The organism is Kinneretia sp. DJ1R-11, from assembly GCF_025717595.1.
Taxonomy (GTDB): Bacteria; Pseudomonadota; Gammaproteobacteria; order Burkholderiales; family Burkholderiaceae_C; genus Paucibacter_A.
The window spans coordinates 39,167-59,177 of record NZ_JAJIRR010000002.1; the positions used below are offsets into that span (position 1 = coordinate 39,167).

At 68.1% G+C, this 20,011-nt stretch carries 16 protein-coding genes; 5 read left to right on the forward strand and 11 right to left on the reverse strand.

Annotated elements, in window-relative coordinates:
• Positions 1-599: 599 nt before the first annotated feature.
• The 8 genes from ureG to LNV23_RS04180 are packed head-to-tail and all read right to left on the reverse strand — an operon-like array spanning position 600 to position 5,968.
• On the reverse strand, positions 600-1,274 hold the full coding sequence (ureG, locus tag LNV23_RS04145; RefSeq protein ID WP_263517898.1) for an urease accessory protein UreG: 675 nt from the start codon (positions 1,272-1,274) through the stop codon (positions 600-602).
• On the reverse strand, positions 1,271-1,945 hold the full coding sequence (locus tag LNV23_RS04150; protein ID WP_263561811.1) for an urease accessory protein UreF: 675 nt from the start codon (positions 1,943-1,945) through the stop codon (positions 1,271-1,273). The genes ureG and LNV23_RS04150 overlap by 4 nt, the downstream gene beginning before the upstream one ends.
• A complete protein-coding gene (ureE, locus tag LNV23_RS04155; protein ID WP_263562263.1) occupies positions 1,942-2,478 on the reverse strand; it encodes an urease accessory protein UreE in 537 nt (178 codons plus the stop codon). The genes LNV23_RS04150 and ureE overlap by 4 nt, the downstream gene beginning before the upstream one ends.
• A 17-nt stretch (positions 2,479-2,495) precedes the next feature.
• Complete coding sequence (locus LNV23_RS04160; RefSeq protein ID WP_263561812.1) at positions 2,496-2,993, reverse strand: GNAT family N-acetyltransferase; 498 nt, start codon at positions 2,991-2,993, stop codon at positions 2,496-2,498.
• 14 nt (positions 2,994-3,007) lie between these two features.
• Positions 3,008-4,738: an urease subunit alpha gene (gene ureC, locus LNV23_RS04165; protein ID WP_263561813.1), complete on the reverse strand. Its 1,731-nt coding sequence runs from the start codon at positions 4,736-4,738 to the stop codon at positions 3,008-3,010.
• The gene (locus LNV23_RS04170) at positions 4,738-5,043 is read right to left on the reverse strand and encodes an urease subunit beta (RefSeq protein ID WP_171828416.1); all 306 of its coding nucleotides are present in this window, start codon (positions 5,041-5,043) and stop codon (positions 4,738-4,740) included. The genes ureC and LNV23_RS04170 overlap by 1 nt, the downstream gene beginning before the upstream one ends.
• The gene (locus LNV23_RS04175; RefSeq protein WP_263561814.1) at positions 5,040-5,621 is read right to left on the reverse strand and encodes a HupE/UreJ family protein; all 582 of its coding nucleotides are present in this window, start codon (positions 5,619-5,621) and stop codon (positions 5,040-5,042) included. Before LNV23_RS04175 ends, LNV23_RS04170 begins: the two co-directional genes overlap by 4 nt.
• 44 nt (positions 5,622-5,665) lie before the next feature.
• Entirely contained in the window at positions 5,666-5,968 is a 303-nt protein-coding gene (locus tag LNV23_RS04180) for an urease subunit gamma (RefSeq protein WP_102769195.1), read from the reverse strand.
• A 222-nt stretch (positions 5,969-6,190) separates the two neighbouring features.
• On the opposite strand from LNV23_RS04180, the gene LNV23_RS04185 reads away from it, so the two are divergent.
• Both LNV23_RS04185 and LNV23_RS04190 read left to right on the forward strand, forming a co-directional pair.
• A complete protein-coding gene (locus LNV23_RS04185; RefSeq protein WP_263561815.1) occupies positions 6,191-9,697 on the forward strand; it encodes a hybrid sensor histidine kinase/response regulator in 3,507 nt (1,168 codons plus the stop codon).
• Positions 9,691-10,680 (forward strand): response regulator, encoded by a 990-nt coding sequence (locus LNV23_RS04190; RefSeq protein WP_263561816.1) that lies wholly within the window; start codon positions 9,691-9,693, stop codon positions 10,678-10,680. Before LNV23_RS04185 ends, LNV23_RS04190 begins: the two co-directional genes overlap by 7 nt.
• 22 nt (positions 10,681-10,702) lie before the next feature.
• On the opposite strand, the gene LNV23_RS04195 is transcribed toward LNV23_RS04190, so the two are convergent.
• The 3 genes from LNV23_RS04195 to LNV23_RS04205 form a co-directional block, all read right to left on the reverse strand.
• Positions 10,703-12,859, reverse strand: coding sequence for a putative bifunctional diguanylate cyclase/phosphodiesterase (locus LNV23_RS04195; RefSeq protein ID WP_263561817.1), 2,157 nt, complete (start codon positions 12,857-12,859; stop codon positions 10,703-10,705).
• A gap of 123 nt (positions 12,860-12,982) precedes the next feature.
• Positions 12,983-13,924: a glucosamine inositolphosphorylceramide transferase family protein gene (locus LNV23_RS04200; RefSeq protein ID WP_263561818.1), complete on the reverse strand. Its 942-nt coding sequence runs from the start codon at positions 13,922-13,924 to the stop codon at positions 12,983-12,985.
• Entirely contained in the window at positions 13,917-15,017 is a 1,101-nt protein-coding gene (locus LNV23_RS04205) for a glycosyltransferase (RefSeq protein ID WP_263561819.1), read from the reverse strand. The genes LNV23_RS04200 and LNV23_RS04205 overlap by 8 nt, the downstream gene beginning before the upstream one ends.
• A gap of 319 nt (positions 15,018-15,336) precedes the next feature.
• On the opposite strand from LNV23_RS04205, the gene LNV23_RS04210 reads away from it, so the two are divergent.
• The 3 genes from LNV23_RS04210 to LNV23_RS04220 all read left to right on the forward strand — a co-directional run bounded on the left by LNV23_RS04210 (position 15,337) and on the right by LNV23_RS04220 (position 20,009).
• Positions 15,337-16,458: a LacI family DNA-binding transcriptional regulator gene (locus LNV23_RS04210; RefSeq protein ID WP_263561820.1), complete on the forward strand. Its 1,122-nt coding sequence runs from the start codon at positions 15,337-15,339 to the stop codon at positions 16,456-16,458.
• A 220-nt stretch (positions 16,459-16,678) separates the two neighbouring features.
• A complete protein-coding gene (locus tag LNV23_RS04215; RefSeq protein WP_263561821.1) occupies positions 16,679-18,979 on the forward strand; it encodes a TonB-dependent receptor in 2,301 nt (766 codons plus the stop codon).
• Between the two features lie 13 nt (positions 18,980-18,992).
• Positions 18,993-20,009 (forward strand): PfkB family carbohydrate kinase, encoded by a 1,017-nt coding sequence (locus LNV23_RS04220; RefSeq protein WP_263561822.1) that lies wholly within the window; start codon positions 18,993-18,995, stop codon positions 20,007-20,009.
• The last annotated feature ends 2 nt before the right edge of the window (positions 20,010-20,011 follow it).

The following is a 20,011-nucleotide window of genomic DNA, read 5'->3' on the forward strand; positions in this document are numbered from 1 at the left end:
GTCGACCCGTGTGCGGATCGCTCACGCTGCGGTGGCTCGTCCCGCCGCCGGGCTCATGGTTCGCGGGTCGGCTCTGTGAGCCGACTCCCCTCGGTGCTCACTGCGCGGCTCAGCGGCGCCAAACTCCCTCCGTTCGCTGCGCTCACTGTGGTCAAACAGTGGCGCCGAGTCAGAACTTGAAGCGCGTGAGTACACGCGCCTGAGCCGCTCCGCTGCGCCCTCGGCCGCGCACAAATCGCCCGTCGGCGGGCCGAGCCACCTTCGGATGTGGCGCGCTCCACCGTTGATGGGGCACATCGCCCGCGATGCAAGCGCCCTGCAGCCCGGGCCGCTGCCGGGCGATTTGTGCAGGGCCGAGCAGCACAGTGCCTCGGGGCGCGCGCGTACCCGCGCGCTTCAAGCTCTGACTTGTCGCGTCTGTCTGAACGAAGCGAACGCAGGGAGCGGAGTGAGTTATGCGCCAGCCCCGAGGCGCGAGCAGCGCAGGGAAGTCGGCCCGGCAGGGCCGACCCCGTAACCATGAGCCCGGTGGCGGCGCGGGCTGCAGGGCCTCACGAGAACGACCCAAAGCTTGTTTCGTACCGAATATGTGCCCTCGCTCAGCCGCCAGACCCCAACATCCCCCGCTCCTCGATGAAACGCACCACCTCGGCCACGCCGGCCAGGGTCTTGAGGTTGCTCATCACGAAGGGCTTGCTGGCGCCGCGCATGCGGCGGGTGTCGGCTTCCATGATCTCGAGATTGGCGCCGACATGCGGGGCCAGGTCGGTTTTGTTGATGACGAAGAGATCGCTCTTGGTGATGCCCGGGCCGCCCTTGCGCGGGATTTTTTCGCCAGCGGCGACGTCGATGACGTAGATGGTCAGGTCGCTCAGTTCGGGGCTGAAGGTGGCGGCCAGGTTGTCACCGCCCGATTCGACGAAAACCACATCGGCATCGGGGAACTGCGCCAGCATGCGGTCGATCGCCTCCAGATTGATGGAGCAGTCTTCGCGGATGGCGGTGTGCGGGCAGCCGCCGGTCTCCACGCCCAGGATGCGCTCGGCCGGCAGGGCGCCGCTGATGGTCAGCAGGCGCTGGTCTTCCTTGGTGTAGATGTCGTTGGTGATGGCCACCAAGTCCCAGCGCTCGCGCATGGCCTTGCACAGCATCTCCAGCAAGGTGGTCTTGCCCGAACCGACCGGGCCGCCGATGCCCACGCGCAGGGGCGGCAGGCGCTTGCTGCGACCGGGAATGTGGTGCAGCGGGGTCAGGTGCGAGGTGCTTGGATTCATGATCGGAACAGGCGGGAGTACTGGGTTTCGTGGCGGGCCGAGAGAATCGCCAGCATGGGAGAAAAAGCCTGACGCCGAGATCCATCGGTGGTGATCGCCTCGGCCACCGCCGCGGGAATCTCGGCGGCCAGGCGGGCCAGGATGCGCTGACCGACGCTCTGCCCCAGCGGCACCGACTTGATGGCTGCGCCGACCATGGCCTCGGACCAGGCGAAGGCGTAGGCCAGCAGCGCATCCTCGGGCGCGGCCTCGCTGGCCGCCAGAGCCAGGGCCATCACCAGCGGGTAGCAGGGCTGACCCAAAGCCTGGCACTGGGCGATCTGCGCCGGGGTGGCGGTGTCGTGGTTGCGCAGCCAGTCCAGCAGCGAACGGCCCATCTGCTCGGACTGCAGGCGCAGCTCGGCGCTCTCGCGGGTCTGCAGCAGCCAATCGTTCAGGCGGCGCAAAGTGGCCAGGTCGTCTTCGCGCCAGGCGCGCAAGGCCTGGGCCGCCAATGACAGGTCGCCGCGCGCCTGGCTCAGGCGCAGCTGCTGCGAGAGCCAGTGGGCGGTGCTGGCTTCGTCATGCACCCAGCCATGGGCCACGGCCGATTCGATGCCCTCGGAATAGGAGAAGCCGCCGATCGGCAATGCCGGCGAGGCCAGCCAAAGCAGTTGCAGCAGGGCGCTCATGGATGATCGTGATGATGATGGTGAGGGTGGTGAGCATGAACATGGTCGTGCCCATGGTCATGGCTGTGCCCATGCGCCGCCGTGTAAGCCCCGCCCTCCGGCTCGAAGGGCGCGTCCAGCGCCTGCACCTGCAGATGCGGCTGGGCGCGCAGCATGTCGGCCAGCACATGGTCGGGCTCGATCTGCAAATAGCCGGGCTGCAACTCGATGGGCACATGGCGGTTGCCCAGGTGGTAGGCCGCGCGGGTCAAGTCAAAGGGCGAGCCGTGCTCCGCGCAAGCGCTGATGCGCAGCAGCGCCTGGGGCGCCGCCTCGACGCGGATCAGGCTGCCATCCTCGGCCAGCAGCACATCGCCGCCGCGCAGCTGGCTGCCGCGCGGCAGGAACACGCCCAGGGCCCGGCCGCTGGAGTCCTCGGCCTGAAAGCGGCTCTTCTGCCGCGTGTCCCAGTCCAGGCTGAGGCTGGCCGCACGGCGCAGCAGCACCGGTGCCAAGCCCTGGCCTTGCGGGATCAGGCGGGCCACCTGCAGCAGCGTCGGCGCGGCCTCGCTCATTTCAGCTCCAGGGTCATGAAGCAGCTGTAGGGGTCGAGCCGGTAACCGCCGAAGGGCGCACAGTCCACAAAGCCTTCGCTGGCGTAGAGCTGGCGGGCGGGCTCGAAGAAGTCCTGCGTGCCGGTCTCCAGGCTCAGGCGGCGGTAGCCGCGCTGGCGCGCCTCGGACAGTACATGGCGCAGCATGCGGCGCGCCAAGCCGCGGCCGCGCAGCACGGCAGCGGTGCGCATGGATTTCAGTTCCGCATGCGCCGCATCCAGGTGCTTGATGGCGGCCGTGGCGGCCAGCATCTGGCCGGGCGCTCCGCGCTCATCACTGAGCCAGGCGGTCCAGAAGGCGATGTCCGGCTGGCGCAGCTTGTTCATGTCCAGCGCATGCACGCTCTCCGGCGGCGAGGTGGCGCGCATGTCTTGAAGATGCTCTTCCATGAAGGCGGCAATGCGCGGGTCGCTGAGGTCATCGAGGCGGATCAGCAGGTCGGTTTCGGTGGGCATGGCAAGTGGGGGCATCAGAACAAGAAATAGCGTTGGGTCATAGGCAGGCTCTGCGCCGGCTCGCAGCTGAGCAGCAGGCCGTCGGCGCGCACGGCATAGCTTTGCGCATCGACCTCCATGCGCGGCGCGTAATCGTTGTGAATCATGTCGCGCTTGCCCAGGCCGCGGATGCCGCGCACGGCGGACAGCGTCTTTTGCAAACCATAACGCTGGCCCACCCCGGCCGCCAGGCCGGCCTGCGACACAAAACTCAGCGAGCTGCGCGCCAGGGCGCCGCCGAAGGCCGCGAACATGGGCCGGTAGTGCACCGGCTGGGGCGTCGGGATGGATGCATTGGGGTCGCCCATGGCGGCCAAGGCGATGCTGCCGCCCTTGAGGATGATGCTGGGCTTGACGCCGAAGAAGGCCGGTTTCCAGAGCACCAGATCGGCCCACTTGCCGACCTCGACGCTGCCCACCTCGTGGCTGATGCCATGCGCAATCGCCGGGTTGATGGCCAGCTTGGCCACATAACGCTTGACCCGCGCGTTGTCATTGCCAGGCCCGTCGCCAGGCAAAGGCCCGCGCTGCAGCTTCATCTTGTGCGCCGTCTGCCAGCAGCGCAGGATCACCTCGCCGACCCGGCCCATGGCCTGGGAGTCGGAGCTGAACATGCTGATGGCGCCGAGGTCGTGCAGGATGTCTTCGGCCGCAATGGTCTCGCGGCGGATGCGGCTTTCGGCAAAAGCCAGGTCCTCGGCAATCGCCGGGTCCAGGTGGTGGCAGACCATGAGCATGTCGACATGCTCGTCCAGGGTGTTGATGGTGTAGGGCCGGGTCGGGTTGGTGGAACTGGGCAGCACATTCGCCTCGCCCACCACCTTGAGGATGTCGGGCGCATGGCCTCCGCCGGCCCCCTCGGTGTGGAAGGTGTGGATGGTGCGGCCCTTGAAGGCTGCCACCGTGTCCTCGACAAAGCCGCTCTCGTTGAGCGTGTCGGTGTGGATGGCGACTTGGGTGTCGGTGGCCTCGGCCACGTTCAGGCAGTTGTCGATGGCGGCCGGCGTGGTGCCCCAGTCTTCGTGCAGCTTGAGGCCGATGGCGCCGGCCTCGATCTGCTCCTGCAAGGCCAGAGGCTGGCTGGCATTGCCCTTGCCGAGAAAGCCCAGATTCATGGGAAACGCATCGGCCGCCTGCAGCATGCGCTCCAGATGCCAGGCGCCGGGCGTGCAGGTGGTGGCCAGGGTGCCGGTGGCCGGGCCGGTGCCGCCGCCCAGCATGGTGGTCACGCCGCTGGCCAGGGCTTCTTCGATCTGCTGCGGGCAGATGAAGTGGATGTGGGTGTCCACCGCGCCGGCGGTGACGATCAACCCTTCGCAGGCGATCACCTCGGTGCCGGGGCCGATGATGATGTCCACGCCGGGCTGGGTGTCGGGGTTGCCGGCCTTGCCGATGGCGACGATGCGGCTGTTCTTGAGGCCGATGTCGGCCTTGATGATGCCCCAATGGTCAAGGATCAGGGCATTGGTCATGACCGTGTCGACCGCGCCTCCGTCCTTCCCATCACCGCGGCCGCGCTGCGACTGCGCCATGCCGTCGCGAATCGTCTTGCCACCGCCGAACTTGACCTCCTCGCCGTAGCCTCCCGCGCGCAGGGTCAGGTCTTGCTCGACCTCGATGATCAACTCCGTGTCGGCCAGGCGCAGGCGGTCGCCCACGGTGGGGCCGTACATCTCGGCATAGGCGCGTCGTCCCAGCGTGGCCATCACAAGCTCCCTTGCACCAGGCCGCGAAAGCCGTGAACGATGCGCGCGCCGGCCAGGTCCACCAGCTCCACGGTGCGCTGCTGGCCGGGCTCGAAGCGCACGGCCAGGCCGGAGCCGATGTTCAGCCGCATGCCGCGCGCCGCGGCGCGGTCGAACTGCAAGGCCGCATTGGTTTCGGCGAAATGGTAGTGGGAGCCGACCTGGATGGGCCGGTCGCCCGCGTTCTGCACCACCAGGCTCAGCGTGCGCCGGCCGGGGTTGAGCAGGTGCTCGCCCTCGGGCGTGAACAGCTCGCCGGGAATCATGCGCCGACCACCCGGGTCATCAGGGCCAGGCCGAGCAGCGCAATGCCGCCGCCCAGCACGCGGCTCAGAGGCAGGGCCCAGCGCGCCTGCGTGCGGCGCAGCCACAGGCCCAAGCCCAGGCCGGCCACATGGAGCAGCCAGGTCGCCAGCACCATGCCCAGCAAGGCGAGGCCGCCGTCCAGCTCTGCACCATGAGCCATGCCGTGGAAGCAGGCGAAGAAACCCACCAGGCCCATGGCCAGGGCTGGCGCCAGTGCGCGCCGAGTGGCGGCGAGCAGGCCCAGGGCCAGCACCGAGGCGGCGATCATGGGCTCGACGGCCGGCAGCTCCAGGCCGCTCAAGCCCAGCAGCGCACCGACCAGCAGCAGCACGGCAAAGGCCAGCGGCGCCTGCCAGGGCCGACGCAGCGCCAGGCCACTCCACAAGCCCACGGTCAGCATGGCCGCCAGGTGATCGGCACCGCTCAAGGGGTGGAAAAAGCCGGTGATGAAGTCATGGCCGTGGGCGGCATCGCCGGTGTGCGACACGGCCACCAGGGGCAGCAAGCCAGCAAGGGCGGAGACGAGAGCGCGTTTCATGGGGGCGGATTCCTGTCGGTGTCGTGGAAATGGATGAGGGGCGATCAAACAATCGGTTGGTGGACCGTGACCAATTTGCTGCCATCCGGGAAGGTCGCTTCCACCTGGATGTCGGGAATCATCTCGGCCACGCCGTCCATCACATCGGCGCGGCCGAGCAGTTCACGGCCCTCGCTCATCAGTTGAGCGACGGTCTTGCCGTCACGAGCGCCTTCCATCACGGCGGCGCTGATGAAGGCCACGGCCTCGGGGTAATTGAGCTTGAGCCCGCGGGCGCGCCGGCGTTCGGCCAGCAGGGCGGCCGTAAAGATCAGCAACTTGTCTTTTTCGCGTGGAGTCAGTTCCATGTTTGCCTTGAGGTCAGCACGCGCAAGCGCTGAAGCGCTTGACCACGTGGGGTCAGTTCCATGATTTCCTTGGTGCCAGCACGCGCAAGCGCTTTGGCGCTTGAACTCTGGGCGTCAGTTCCATGGTGTCCTGCTCGGGTGTTGCAAGGGCCGTTTGCAAGTCCCGTGCCGACTTGGAGACCGCAGCGCGCAGGCGGCACGAAACCTGCTCGCAGTTCGCCCATGAGCGCCCTGCCCCACGATGTGCCGCTGCCCCTGCATCCGCCCCTTCATCCGCCCCTGCACCCGCCCCTTCATCCGCCCGAAGGCGGCCCGGCGCCGCAGCGCGTCATCAAGATCCGGCGCGACTACAACGCCTGGGTGGCGCGCGAAACGCTGGAGGACTACGCCCTGCGCTTCACACCGCAGCGCTTTCGCCGCTGGTCGGGCTTCCGGGTCGCCAACACGGCTTTCGGCGCGGCCTCCTTCCTGATCCTGGAGGCCGTGGGCGCCACCTTGCTGCTGCAGTACGGCTGGGCCAATGCGGCCTGGGCCATCGTCGCCACCGGCCTGATCATCTTTCTGGCCGGCCTGCCCATCAGCATCTACGCCGCCCGCTACGGCGTGGACATGGACCTGCTGACCCGCGGCGCCGGCTTCGGCTACCTGGGCTCGACCCTGACCTCGCTGATCTACGCCAGCTTCACCTTCATCTTTTTTGCGCTGGAAGCGGCCGTCATGGCCTACGCCCTGGACCTGGCGCTGGACATCCCGCCGCGCTGGGGCTACCTGATCTGCGCCCTGCTGGTGATTCCCCTGGTCACCCACGGTGTGTCGGTCATCAGCCGCCTGCAGCTGATCACGCAACCGCTCTGGCTGGTCCTGTTGCTGCTGCCTTTCGCGGCGGTGCTGTGGCAAGAGCCGCAGGCCTTTGCCGGTGCACTGCACCATGCTGGAGCACTCTCGGGCACGGCTGGCTTCGAGTTGCGCCACTTTGGTGCAGCGCTGACCGTGGGCATCGCCCTGATCACGCAAATGGGCGAACAGGCCGACTACCTGCGCTTCATGCCCGCCCTGCCGGCCGATGCCGCGCCGGCGCAGCGGCGGCGCTGGTGGGCGGCGGTGCTGGTGGGCGGGCCGGGCTGGGTGCTGCTGGGCGTGCTCAAGATGCTGGGCGGCGCCTTGCTGGCCTGGCTGGCGCTGAGCCACGCCGTGCCGGCCGAGCGCGCGGTGGACCCCAACCAGATGTACCTGGCCGCCTACGAATATGTGTTCCCGCACTACGGCTGGGCGGTGGCGGCCACGGCGCTGTTCGTGATCGTGTCGCAGCTCAAGATCAATGTCACCAATGCCTATGCCGGCTCGCTGGCCTGGAGCAATTTCTTCTCGCGCCTGACGCACAGCCACCCGGGGCGGGTGGTCTGGGTGGTGTTCAACACCTTGATCGCCTTCTTGCTGATGGAGATGAATGTCTTCGAGGCCTTGAGCGCCGTGCTGGGCCTGTACGGCAATGTGGCCATCGCCTGGATCATGGCCGTGGTGGCCGATCTGGTGATCAACAAGCCCCTGGGCCTGTCGCCCCCGGGCATCGAGTTCAAGCGCGCCCATCTCTACGACGTCAACCCGGTCGGCGTCGGTGCCATGGCCCTGGCCTCGGCGCTCTCGGTCAGCGCCCACCTGGGACTGTTCGGGCCGGATGCCCAGGCCTTCTCGGCCCTGATCGCCCTGGTGACGGCCTTGCTCGCCTCGCCCTTGATCGCCTGGGCCACGCGCGGGCGCTACTACTTGGCGCGTGCACCGTTCGGTGAAGACCAAAACGATGGCCGCCCCCTGCGCGCGCGCCGCTGCGTGATCTGCGAGCGCGAGTACGAAGGCCCGGACATGGCCCAATGCCCCGCCTACCAGGGCGCCATCTGCTCGCTCTGCTGCAGCCTGGACGCGCGCTGCGGCGATCTCTGCAAGCCCCAGGCCCGGCTCTCGGCCCAATGGTCGGGCGCGCTGCGCCGCCTGCTGCCGCGGCCGCTGTGGCCGGTGCTGGACAAAGGCCTGGGCCACTTCCTGCTGCTGATGGGCGTGCTGCTGCCCCTGCTGGCGGCACTGTTCGGCCTGCTCTACCACCAGGAGCTGCAAAGCCTGGGATCCGGCGAAACGCCGGCCAGCCTGCGCGCCGGCTTCCTCAAGGCCTATGTGCTGCTGAGCCTGGGCTTGGGCATTGCCGCCTGGTGGCTGGTGCTGGCCCACCAGAGCCGCGAGGTGGCACAGGAGGAATCGAACCGCCAGACCGAGGCCTTGATGCGCGAGATCGCCTCGCACCGCCGCACCGACGAGGCCTTGCAGGCCGCCCGCGTGTTGGCCGAGCGCGCGCAAGCCGCGGCCGAGGCCGCCAACCAGGCCAAGAGCCGCTACGTCAGCGCCATCAGCCACGAGCTGCGCACCCCCCTCAACAGCATCCTCGGCTATGCCCAGCTGATGGCCGAGGACACGCACGAGCTGCCGCCGCGCCGGCGTCAGGCCGTGCAGGTGATCAAGCGCAGCGGCGAACACCTGCTGAGCCTGATCGACGGCACCCTGGACCTGGCCCGCATCGAAGCCGGCCGCCTGAGCCTGGAGCTGGCGCCGCTGCGCTTCGAGGACTGCATGCACGAACTGGCCGAGATGTTCGAGCCCCAGGCTGCCGCCCAGGGCTTGCAGTTCCGTTTCGAGGTGCAGGGCGAGCTGCCGGCCTGCGTGCGCGGCGACGAGCGGCGACTGCGCCAGATCCTGATCAATCTGATCGGCAATGCCATCAAGTTCACGCCGCGGGGTCAGGTCACCCTGCGCGTGCGCCATGCCCGCGAGCTGGCCCTGATCGAGGTGGAGGACAGCGGCCCTGGCCTGGACGCGGCCGAGCTGGCGCGCATCTTCGAGCCCTTCACCCGCGGCAGCAGCCGCGGCACCGGCGCCACCGTCGGCGCCGGCCTGGGCCTGACCATGGCGCAGATGCTGGCCCGGCTGATGGGCGGCGAGTTGAACGCACGCAGCACGCCGGGCCAGGGCTCGGTGTTCAGCGTGCGCCTGTTTCTGCCGGCCTTGCCGGACAGCGCCCTGCCGCCGGCGCGCGCGCCCCGCCCGCGCCTGGGCTATGCCGGGCCGCGCCGCCTGCTGCTGCTGGTCGACAACGAAGAGGCCGACCGCCAGCTGTTGATCGAGCTGCTGGCGCCGCTGGGCTTTGAGCTGCGCAGCGCCAGCAGCGGCCATGATGCGCTGGACCTGATCGTCAGCGGCGGCCTGCGGCCCGATGCCCTCCTGCTGGACCTGGCCATGCCCGGCATAGACGGCTGGGAGACCCTGCGCCGCCTGCGCGCCCTGGACCTGCCCCAGCCGCCACGCGTGGCCATCGTCTCGGCCAACGCCTTCGAGAAAGGCCAGGAGCATGAGGGCGGCATCAGCGCCGTCGACTTCATCACCAAGCCGGTGCGCCATGCCGAGCTGCTGGACTGGCTGGGCCAGGCTTTGGCGCTGCAATGGTTGGATCAAGCCACGGAAGTGCCGGAAGCCTTGCCGCTGAAGCAGACGCCCTTGCCCGCTGAACACCTGCCGGCCCTGCTCGAGGCCCTGGAGCTGGGCCACTACCGCGGCGTGCTGGCCGCCCTGGACCGCATGCGGGCCAGCCAGCCCGACTGCCAGCCTCGTGTGGAGCAGCTGCGCGAGCAGGCGCGGCAGTTCCAGTTCGAAGCCATGCTGCTGAACCTGGAGGCCACGCCATGCTGACCACGACATTCAGCGGCACTGAGGGGCCGCGCAGCGAGCGCGTGCTGATCGTCGACGATGTGCCGGACAACCTGGCCCTCTTGCACGACGCGCTCGATGAATCGGGCTACACCGTCTTCGTCGCCACCAGCGGCGAGGCGGCCCTGGCCCGCGCGCGCCAGGCTCAGCCTGACATCGTGCTGCTGGACGCGGTGATGCCCGGCATGGATGGCTTTGAGCTGGCCCGCCGGCTCAAGGCCACGCCGGCCACGGCCGGCATCCCGCTGATCTTCATGACCGGCCTGACCGAGACCGAGCATCTGGTGGCCGCGCTCGAAGCGGGCGGCGCCGACTATGTGACCAAGCCCATTAAACCCAAGGAGGTGCTGGCGCGCATGCAGGTCCATCTTCGCGCTGCTGCCCAAGCGCAAGGCGCTGTGCAGACGCGGCGCGCGCTCGATGCCTTCGGCTACGCCAGCGTCACCGTGCGCCTCAGCGACGGCCGCCTGATGTGGCAGACACCGCTGGCGCGCGAACTGCTGCAGCGCCACTTCCCGGCCGAGCCCGGCGGCCTGCTGCCAGCGCCGGTGCGCACATGGCTGGCCCGGCAATCGATCAGAGTCTCGGAACTGTCGCGCGAGCCGCCGCGCTTTCAGCACGAACAAGGCGCCTGCCGCCTCAGTTTTGCCCTGCACCCCTCGGGCCCGGAGAACTTGGACGAAGGCGATGAATGCCTGCTGGTCATGCGCGAGCACAGCGACGCCGCCCTGATCGAAGCCATGGGCCTGAACTTCCGCCTGACCGCGCGCGAGGCCGAGGTGCTCTACTGGGTGGTCAAGGGCAAGATCAACCGCGACATCGGTGACATCCTCGGCGCCAGCCCGGCCACGGTGAAGAAGCATCTGGAGCGCGTCTTCGCCAAGCTGGGCGTCGAGACCCGCACCTCGGCGGCGGCCATGGCCTTGAACCGTCTGCGCCAGCTGCACCCGCAGTGGGAGTTGTGAGGCCGCCCTCGGGCTGGCTTGATCAGCGCCGCGCGGCCAGCCAGTCCTGCAGCTCGGCCGGCGGCATGGGCCGGCCGAAGCAATAACCCTGAGCCTCCTCGCAGCCGAGCTCGATCAGGATCTGGCGCTGGCCCTCGGTCTCCACGCCCTCGGCCACCACGGCCAGGCCCAGGGCCCGGCCGATGCCAAGCACGGCGCTGGCCAGGGCGCGGTCATCGGCATCGGTTTCCAGGTCGCGCACAAAGCTGCGGTCCAGCTTGAGCTCGCTGACCGGCAGGCGTTTGAGGTAGCCGAGGCTGGAATAACCGGTGCCGAAATCGTCGAGCGAGAGCCGCACGCCCATGGCGAAGAGCTTGGCCAGCTGCCCGGCGGTGCGCGGATCGTGGTCCAGCAGCAGGCGCTCGGTCACCTCCAGCGTCAGCTGCTCGGGCCGCAGGCCATGCCGGCTCAGCAGGGAGGCCACATGCGCGGCCACATCGTCCTGCTGGAAACGGGTGGGCGAGACATTGACCGAGACTGCGCGGATGCCGGCCCCTTGCTCCTGCCAGGCCGCCAGCTGCTCGCAGGCCGCCTCCAAGACCCAGGCGTCCAAGGCATTGACCAGGCCACACTCCTCGGCCACCGGGATGAATCGATCGGGGGGTACCGGGCCGCGCTGCGGGTCGGTCCAACGCAGCAAGGCCTCGGCACCGACCACCGCGCCGTCACGCAAGCGCAGCTTGGGCTGGTAGTGCAGGCGCAAGGCCTGGGTCGACATGGCCAGGCGCAGCGCGCCTTCCAGCGCCACGCGCTCGTCCAGGGCCTGGTTCATGGCCGGCAGGAAGAAGCGCGCGCAATTGCGGCCGGCCCGTTTGGCCTCGTACATGGCAATGTCGGCGTCCTTGAGCAGCTGCTCCGGGTCCTGCCCGTCCTCAGGGAAGCAGCTGATGCCGATGCTGGCGCTCATCAGCAGCGGCGCCTGATTGGGCAATTGCAGCGCAGGCTCGAGGGCCGCCAGCAGCTTGTCGGCGACTTGCATGGCCTGCGTGCCGCTGCAGCCGGGCAGCCAGGCGACGAACTCGTCGCCGCCAAAACGGGCCAGGGTGTCGGCCTCGCGCAGACAGGCTTGCAGACGTGTGGCCACCTGGCGCAAGACCTCGTCACCGATGGCATGGCCGAAGCTGTCGTTGACGGTCTTGAAGCGGTCCAGATCCAGCAACAACAGGGCGGCCGGGCTGCCGCTGAGCATGGCCACCGGCAGGGCCTGGCCCATGCGGTCGTGGAAGAGGCTGCGATTGGGCAGGCCGGTGACGCCGTCGAAATAGGCCAGGCGTTCGATCTGGCGCAGGTGCTCGTCGTGCTTGAGCGCCACGCTGCAGAGCTGGGCACAGGCCTCGACCATGCGCCGGTGGAAAGGCGCCACTTCGCGAGCTTCGCGGTAGTAGAGCGCAAAGGTGGCTGCGACGCGGCTGCCGTCGAGCAGAATAGGCGTGGACCAGCATGCGCCCAGGCCGGCCGCCAGCGCCAGCTCTTTGTATTCCGCCCAGAGTGGATCATGGGCGATGTCGCGCACCTGAACCGCCTGCTTGCGCCAGGCGGCCGTGCCGCATGAACCCGCCGACGGGCCGATGGACAGGCCTTCGAGTGCGTTGCTGTAGCTGAAGGGCAAGCTCGGCGCGGCCAGTGGGTGCAAATGGCCCGGCGCGTCCACGGCCAGCACCGAGCAGATCACATCGGGCGCGAGGGCCTCGACCCGCCGACACAGCAAGTCCATCACCACCGGCAGGGGGCGGCCCATGGCCACGGCTTCCAACACCTGGTTCTGCAACTGGGCCACACTTTCGCGTTCGCTGCGCTCGTCCATGGGGCGCAGGGCCAGCAGGGTCAGAGTCGGCGCTTCGGCACTGTCATGGGCCTGAAACTGCAGCTCGAAGCTGGCCAGACCGCCGGCAGCCAGACGCAGCTGGGCATGAAAACTCTGGCGCTTCGGGCTGCGGCTTTGCGCCAACAAGGCTTGCCAGCGGGTCGAACTGATGTCGGGGAAACAATCGGAGAGGTTGTCTGCGGCCACCGCTTGATCGAGAAAGAATCGGTTGGCATGGCAGATGCGGCCCATGCCATCGACCCAGACCAAGCCCAAGAAGGCCTGGTCCAGGGACGCACAGAGGGCTTTGGCGTCAAGCGACGCGAGTCGGGTCAAGGATTGCACATCAGCCTGCTCGCTCCGGGTGGATGCAGACCCATGGTACGCCCCAGGCTTGAGACTAGCTGCGCCGCAGTGTTGTCCCTGAGCCGCATTCGCCGCCTCACAGGGCGCGTGCGCTCACACCGTCTGAGGAAGTGGCCGCGGTCGGCCGACCAGGCGGCGGGCGCGGCGCTGCAGGTCCAACCACTGCTTGGCACGCGAGCGATCGATGCGCTTGACATCGATCAGGGTCAAGTCTTGACAGGCCGAGAGGGTGTGCAGGCCGGCGGGGTGATCGGCTCGCGCCATGGCACCTTGCAAGAAAAGCCGGGTGGGGGCGTACTGCACGTGCTCCAGACTGAGCTGCTCGAAGCGCAGCATGCGGGTCGCACCGCCGTAGGTCTGCGAGCTGTCCTGCACCGGCAGCATCACCGCGCCATCGGCCGCGTGGAAGGGTCGACCGGCCGGCCGGGCACCGCTGCGGTCGACCCGGATGGGGTTGCCAGCATGGAGTGTCCAGGGCCCGGTCAGCGCCGGGGCATGGGCCAGATGCAGCTCGCGCTGGTCGCGAGCACCTTTGCCCACCAGTGAGAAGAACATCCACCAGCGGCCCTGGTGTTCGATCAGCGAAGCGTCGGCCACCGGCAGATCGCTGAGCAGGGCGCATTCGCGCTGCCAGTGGTTCAGGCTGTCGTCGCCACGGTAGAGCGCCACTTCGCCGGCCTGGGCACTCTCGGGCACCATAAAGGTGGAGCCTTCGTGCTCGATGACCTGGGGATAGGACAGATGAAAAGGCCGGGCCAGCACTGTCCGCTGGCCGCGCCATTGCAAATCAGTGGCGGAAAACTCGTGACGCTCGATCACCGCGTGCTTGGTCCGGTAGTCGAAGGCTTCGACGAACACATGCAAGGCATCGCCGCGGTGCAGTCCAAAAGGATCAGCCAGGTAGCGCCAGGGCCCGGCCGAGGGCAGCCAGACGATGGACGGGGCCAGGGCTTGCAGGCGGGCGGCGTCGAGCTTCTCAATCGGCGCCGGCACGATGCCGACCTGCCAGAAGTCGGTACGCGGCCGCTTAAACATGGGCCGGGCTGCCCTGCAGCTGCGGCTGGGCGCCCGGAGCCTTGGCGCGGCGGCTCAGCACATCGCGGTAGAAAGCGACCACGCGGGCCACGGCCTGCGGTCGTTCATAGGCGCTGAGGCAGTAGTCGACACGCTGGCGGTCGACCGACCGGCCGGGCTGGGGGCTCAAGGCAGCCAGACGCTCGCGCAGGGCGCGGCCCAGGGCCGCCACATCGCCCACCGGCACCAAGGTGGCCGGCTGGCCGGCCAGCATTTCCTGCGGCCCCTGGGTGGCGGTGGACAGGATGGGCAGTCCAGCCCGCATGGCTTCCAAAATTGCCAGCGGAAATGCTTCCTCGCGCGATGCGGAAACAAACAGGTCCAGAGACTGCAAAGCCGCATCGACTTGAGCTCGGTAGCCGAGCAAGTGGATGCGTGGGTCGGCGCCGCAAAGACGCTGCAAGGCCTCGCGCTCCTTGCCCTCGCCCAGAATGACCAGGGCTGCATCGGCCGGCGCTTCGGCCTGGAAGGCCTGGATCAGCAGGTCCATGCCCTTGCTGGGATGCAAACGCCCGACCGAGCCGACCAGGAGCTGATCGGGGCGCAAACCCAGCTCGCGACGCAAGCACAGCGACAAGGGCGCCGGCCCACGTTCGGGCGCCCAGTTGTGAATCACGCTGACGGCACCGCCATAAGCCTGCAGCAGCTGAGCCTGGCTGCGGTTGACGCAAATCAGGCCGTCCTGGCGGGCGTGATGATGGGCTTTGTAGCCGACATGGAGGGTGGCCACGCGCGCCGTGCCACGCACCTCGGCCACCGCCTTGCAAGCCGGGCCCAGGTGACCGTGACAGATGTCCGCACCCAAGCGACGGGCCAGGCGGCGCACCCGGCAGCCGCGCAAGAGCGGCAGCGCCAGGCCGTGAAACTGGATGCCGGGGCCCAACTCGCCGGCCACGGCCGAGCCGCGGCTGCCGATCACATGCACACGGTGGCCGAGGGCAGCCTGGGCTTGGGCGAGGTCGATGCAATGGCGTTCGCCGCCGGCAATGCGCGAGGAAAACACCACGTGAACGATGGTGAGCGCGGAGCTGTTGGAGGGGCTGGTGAACGACATGGTGGGAGCCTCGATGGCAGACGGGAGGTGTATCAAACTGAAACCGACGCAAATCTTAACAATGCTTAACGTTTCAATTCCACCTTACAGGCCCCGTGTTTGCTGGGGTTTGGGCCGAAGTTGCAGCGGGCGGGCCGCCGAGGTGCGGTGTTTGAGACGCTTGCCTCGGGTTTGTTCATCGAGCGCACGCAATGAAAGCTTTTGCGCCCTTGGCATTGCTTTTGTGGAGGCGAAGCACAGATCTTTCTCGATCACCGCGCGCACCGCGTTTCGCCCTGATGCAGCTCCGCCGGTAGGGGCTACGGCACAATCCCGGCCCATGTCCAAGCGTTCGCCGTCCTCGGCCCCACCGGCACCGCCGCCGGCCAGGGCTTCTGCTCCATCGCCAGCCGCTGCCCCGGCAGCACGCCCCGCCGCGGCCGCAGGACCCGCCGAACAGCGTCGCCTGCAGATGGCCGACATCGCCCGCCTGGCCGGGGTCTCGGTGTCCACGGTGTCGCGTGCGCTGAGCGGCAGCACCCTGGTCAATGCCGAAACCCGTCAGCGAGTGGCCGAGTTGGCGCGCTCGCTGAACTATTCGATCAACCTCGGCGCGCAGAACCTGCGCTTGCAGAAGAACCGGACCGTGGCGGTCGTCGTGCCTTTTGAGGCGGCCTCGCGCCAGCACATCTCCGACCCCTTCTTCCTGGCCTTGGTGGGCAGCATTGCCGATGCGCTGACGGACCAGGGCTACGACATGCTGCTCTCGCGTGTCGACGCCGAACATCTGGATCTGGCCGCTCAGTTCTACGATTCGGGCAAAGCCATCGGCGTGATCATGGTGGGCCAGTGGCGCCACCACGACCAGCTCAATGCCTTGGCTGCGCGCCAGCTTCCCCTGGTGGTCTGGGGGGGCGCCCTGCCGCAGCAGCTTTACTGCACGGTGGGCGGCGACAACGCCGACGGCGGCCTGCAGGCGACGCGCCATCTGCTCGGCCTGGGGCGGCGCCGCATCGCCTTTCTCGGCGACGCCCAACTGCCCGAAGTCTGGCTGCGCCGCGAGGGCTACCAACTCGCCTTGAAGGAAGCCGGCCTGCGCGCCGATCCTGCGCTGGAGTTGGCCCTGCCCTTCGAACCGGCCGGCGCTCGCCTGGCATTGGAGCGCTGGCTGCCCGAGGCGCCGGACTTCGATGCCGTGGTCGCCTGCAGCGATTTGCTGGCCCTGCAGGCCATACACACCCTGCGGGCGCGCGGTCGGCATGTGCCTGATGACGTGGCGGTGGTCGGTTATGACGACATGCCCCTGGCCGCCTACTGCGACCCGCCGCTGAGCACGGTGCATCAGCCGGTGTCGAAAGCGGGCGCCGAACTGGTGGCCGCTCTGATGGCCCAGCTGCGCGGCGAGCGCAGCGATTCACGCACCTTGGGCGTGAACCTGATCGTCCGGCGCAGCGCCGCCTGACGATCGATTGCAAGAGTTTTTCAAAAACCTTGTTGCTCCAAGGCAGATACGCGTTTCCCCTTGTTTGCAATCGATTGCAATAAGTTCCAGAATGGTGCCCAAGAAGACGGCGGTGGTGCACGATGCCCCAAAAGGCAGCAAGCCCACCAGCGGTCTCGATGTTCCGCGGGGCACGCCGCCTTCCCTGAGCGTGACCCGCCCCTCCAAGGAGACAAACACCATGCGACACCACCAGCCATTCTTTTCCCGCCGCCCAGCTTTGGCCGCCATCACCCTGGCACTGCTGCAACTGCCCGCCCTGGCCCAGCAAGCGGCCGCGCCCGCTGGCGAAGCCGAAGCGGCCCAGGACAGCAAACAGGGGGCTGACAAACAAGACCGGCTGAAACTCAACCAAGTGGTGGTGACCGGCAGTTCGGTGCGCACGACCAAGATGAAGCAAAGTCTGTCGGTCAGCTCCATCGACAGCGAACAGATCGCCAAGGCCGGCGCCAGCAGCGCGGCCGAGCTGCTGCGCAGCGTGCCGGGTCTGCGCTCGGAATCGACCGGCGGCGAAGGCAATGCCAACGTCACCGTGCGCGGCGTGCCGCTGTCGGCCGGCGGCTCTCGCTATGTGCAGATGCAGGAAGACGGCCTGCCCGTGCTGCTCTTCGGTGACATCTCCTTCGGCACCGCCGACCAGTTCCTGCGCGCCGACTACAGCACGGCCCGCCTGGAGGTGGTGCGCGGAGGCTCGGCCTCCACCCTGGCGTCCAACTCGCCCGGCGGCCTGATCAACTTCATCAGCAAGACCGGCGCCGGCAAGCCGGCAGGTGCCATCGGCCTGAGCGTGGGCCTGGACGACCGCCTGATGCGTCTCGACGCCGACTACGGCGGCAGCATCGGCAATGGCACCAGCTTCCACATCGGTGGCTTCCAGCGCATCGGCGAAGGCGGCCGGCCGACCGGCATGAATGTCGAGAACGGCGGCCAGATCCGCGCCAAGCTGACGCAGAAGATAGCCGACGGCTATGTGAGCGTCAGCCTCAAGGCCTTGAACGACCGCACGCCCTCCTTCATGCCGGTGCCTGTGACCGTGGACAAGGGCACGATCCGCACCATCTCCGGCATCGACCCACGCACCGCCTTCTTCATCACCCCCAGCCTGGCCAAGGACACCGGCTACAACAAGGACGGCGGCACCACGACCAGCAACACCCGCGACGGCCTGCGCATCAAGAGCCTGGCCCTGGGCTTCGAGGCCGGCCTGGATCTGGGCAACGGCTTCAGCGTGGAAGAGAAGTTCCGCAAGGCCAGCAACTCGGGCCGCTTCATCGCACTCTTCCCTGCAGACAACGGCAACAACGGCGCCGATAAGTCCTTCACCGGCACCTTGTTCAACACCTCGCTCGACAACTTTGACAACACCTTCAACGACCTGAAGCTGAGCAAGGTGATGCAGAGCGACGGCGTCAAAACCACCCTGGTCGCCGGCCTGTTCTACGGCGTGCAAAACGTGGCCCAGACCTGGTTCTGGAACCAGTACAAGCTGAGCATGCAGGGCGAGGGCTCGCAGGTGCTGAACGCCGCCGGTCAGCCGGGCACCGGCCCGATCGCCGAAGGCTGGACCACCTGGGGCGGCTGCTGCACCCGCACCTTTGACGTGCAGTACACCCAGACCTCGCCCTACGCCGCGGCTGCGGTCGACCTGGGCAGCCTGACACTCGACGGCAGCCTGCGCCGCGATGAGCAAAAGGCCAGCGGCTACACCCTGTCCGGCAACAACACAGCCAAGACCTGGGACGCAGCCAGCCAGAAGACGGTCAACTACAAGGTCGGCCACACCTCCTACTCGCTGGGCGCCAACTACAGCGTGACGCCCAATCTGGCCGGATTCGCCCGCGTCAGCAACGGCGTCTCCTTCAGCGCCGACCGCCTGCTCTACGGCAACCCGCTGGACGGCTCGGTGCCTATCAGCGTCAACGAGATCGACCAGGTCGAAGGCGGCCTGAAATGGCGCCAGGCCGGCCTGAGCCTGTTCGCCACCGTGTTCAACGCCCGCACGACCGAAAGCAATTTCGAGCTCACCACCCAGAAGTTCAGCGCCAACAAGTACAAGGCCAGCGGCCTGGAACTGGAAGCGGCCTATAGCTGGGGCGACTTCAGCCTGAGCGGCGGCGCCACCTTCACCAGCGCCAAGATCAAGGCCTCGAACGACGCCGCCATCGTCGGCAAGAAGCCGCGCCGTCAGGCCAACTTCGTCTACCAGCTGGCGCCGAGCGTGATGCTGGGCCAGATCGAGGTGGGCGCGGCCCTGATTGGTTCGGGCAAGTCCTACGGTGACGATGCCAACACCATCACCATGAAGGGCTACACCCTGGTCAATGCCTTTGTGAATGTGCCCTTGAGCGACAAGGCCCAGCTCTCGCTCTCGGCCAACAATCTGTTCAACACCCTGGCCTACACCGAGATCGAGGGCGACGGCCATGCCGCACGCGCCTTCAACGGCCGCAGCCTGCGCGCCACGCTGAAGTACAACTTCTGATCACGGCGGCCTCATGCAACAGCCTAGCTCTGCCGTCTTGCTGGTGGGCGAGGCGCTGGTGGACGAGTTCCACGAGCGCCAGGTGGCCGGCGGCGCGCCCTTCAATGTGGCGCGCTCGCTGGGGGCCTTGCTGGCCGACGAGGCCGGCGGTTCAGCCCCGGTGTGCCTGGTCAGCCGCATCGGCCATGACGATGCCGGTGGCGCCCTGATCCGCGCCAGCCTGCAACGTTTCGGCCTGGCGACCGAGGCCGTGCAGATCGACCCCACGCACGCGACCGGCCGCGTCACCGTCAGCGAGCAGTTCGCCGCCGACGGCAGCCCGGCCGGCCACAGCTTTCACATCCACACGCCGGCCGCCTGGGACTTCATCGCCTCGGAACCGGCCGTGTCATCACTGGAAGCCCTGCGGCCGCGCTTCCTTTACTTCGGCACCTTGGCGCAGCGCGGCGCGGTCTCGGGCGCCAGCATCCAGGCCCTGGTCGAGCGCGCCCGCAGCCTCGGTTGCACGCGCTACCTGGACCTGAACCTGCGCGCCGGCACCGACACGCCCGAGCTGGCCGCCGCCTCGCTGGCCCAGGCCGATTGGCTCAAGGTCAATGACGAAGAGCTCGGCTTGCTCTTCCGCTGGTTCGGCCGCGACGGTGATGCGGCGCTGAACCCGCTGGGCGATGCTCATGCGCTGGGCCCCGCTCTAGCGGCACTGATGCAGCACTTCGGCCTGGAACGCCTGATCCTGACCCGCGGCAGCGCTGGCTATGCGGCCTTCGCCGCTGACGGTGCATTGCTGGCGCAAGGGTCAGGTCTTGCCATCGCCCAACTGGTCGACACCGTCGGCGCGGGCGATGCCTTCAGTGCCATGCTGCTGGCCGGAAAGCTGCGCGGCCATTCGCTGCCGGACTGCCTGCAACTGGCCAATCGCTATGCCGCGGCCCTGTGTGGCGAACGCGGCCCCATGCCCGAGGTCGACGCCTTCTTCCTGCCATGGCGGCAGGCCCTGCAGCAACCGACGCTGACGGAAAACGCCTCATGAGT